Raw genomic sequence first — 1,546 nt, 5'->3', positions numbered from 1 at the left:
ACGGATGCGGGCTTCAAGGCCTTCTCGACGGATGCGGAAGCGCCGGTCCTGCTCTCCGGCGCGCCGGAAGGTTCGGCCTATTTCTTCTTCGGCGACGAGCAGGGCGGCATCGCGCTCCCGCAAGGCGCTTCCTTGCCGCTGGGCGCCGCGCTCACCGCGATCACGCCGCATTGCGACCCGACGGTCAATCTCTACGACTGCTACCACGTCGTGCGCGGCGACACGCTGGTCGACATCTGGCCGATCGAGGCGCGCGGCAAGAGCGCCTGATCTCAAATAATTCTGTCACCCCGGGCTTCGTCCCGGGGTCCAGAAACGGCTCGTTCCGCATATGACGCCCCTGGATTCCGGCACAAGGCCGGGATGACACCGATAAAGAGCAAAGCTTCTACCGCCCCATCTCTTTATCCAGCCGCTCCCATAGCGGCCGGCAGTCGACCACCGTGCCTTCCCGCATCGCGCGGTCGATCGCCATCACGGTGAGGCCGGCGATCATCGCGTCATAGGCGTTGACCGGGAAGGGCTTGCCTTCGAGCAGATGGGCGGCGAGATCGCGACCCATGGCGGGGTCCATGCCGGCATGGCCGCCCGAACCCTCCTCGACCGCGATCCTCTCGACGGCGTCGAGACCCAGCGCATCGCGATACTCGACCCGGTCGCTGACGAGATCGGCTTCGATTGCGCCGTTGGTGCCCATGAAGAGCCAGCGCCGCATCGGCAGGCCCGCATGGGTGTTTGCACTGAAGGACAGACGCACGCCGTTTTCATATTCGACGATGGCGACCTGATGGTCGGTGACGTCGGCGTCGGACTGGAAGGTCGTGTTCGAGGTGTTCCAGCCTGGCCGCCAGATCGTGTAGGCGGGCGTGCCGTCGGGATATTTGCGCGCGGTCAGATCTTCGTGTTCGGGCGTGAAGATCGTGCGGCCCCCGAAGCTCGAAACGCGCGCGGGCCTCGCGCCGATGAACATGCGATAGATGTCGAAGTCGTGGCAGCATTTGTCGAGCAGGAACGAGCCGCCGAATTCCCGCCGCCGCCGCCAGTCGCGCATCAGGAAGGCGCCATGTTCGGGATGGAGATGTTCGTTCCCCTCCATGCTGACGAGCTTTCCGATGCGGCCTTGCGCCAGCACGTCGGCGACGGCGCGGGTCAGCGGCGAGGAGCGCATCACCAGGCCGACCAGGATCGCGTCCTCGCCATGATCCTTGAGCAGGCGGGCGAGGGCCCAGGTCTCTTCCTCGGTGCGGACGATGGGCTTTTCGGTAAAGACGCGGACGCCCGCCGCGAGCCCCGCCGAAATATGTTCAAGGTGCAGATGGTTCGGCGAGCCGACCATCAAAAGGTCCGGCTTCGTTTCGGCAAGCATCGTCTCGACGCTGTCGAAGCGCGGCCCCGCCTCGATGCCGCGCTTCGTCAGCGACGGCAGACCGTAGGGCTCGGGATCGACATGGCCGACGAGGCGCGTACCGGGCGCGGCGGCGACGAGATTGCGGATGACGACGGCGATGCGCTGGCCGAGGCCCGCCACCGCGACGGTGAGTTCGCT

The 1,546-nt window shown here is 66.1% G+C and carries 1 protein-coding gene and 1 pseudogene; one reads left to right on the top strand and one right to left on the bottom strand.

The genetic code is table 11. The annotated features are described in order from the left end of the window. Positions 1-270 (top strand): annotated as a pseudogene (locus tag VMR03_RS04390) (DSD1 family PLP-dependent enzyme); the annotation flags it as partial. 118 nt (positions 271-388) lie between these two features. On the opposite strand, the gene VMR03_RS04385 reads toward VMR03_RS04390, so the two are convergent. Continuing rightward, the coding region (locus VMR03_RS04385) for a Gfo/Idh/MocA family oxidoreductase (protein WP_325402653.1) at positions 389-1,546 on the bottom strand (1,158 nt) is incomplete at its 5' end.

It is taken from the genome of Parvibaculum sp., assembly GCF_035511255.1.
Lineage (GTDB): Bacteria > Pseudomonadota > Alphaproteobacteria > Parvibaculales > Parvibaculaceae > Parvibaculum.
Note: the sequence above shows the minus strand (reverse complement) of the source record. Positions and strands in the feature narration are given on the sequence as shown.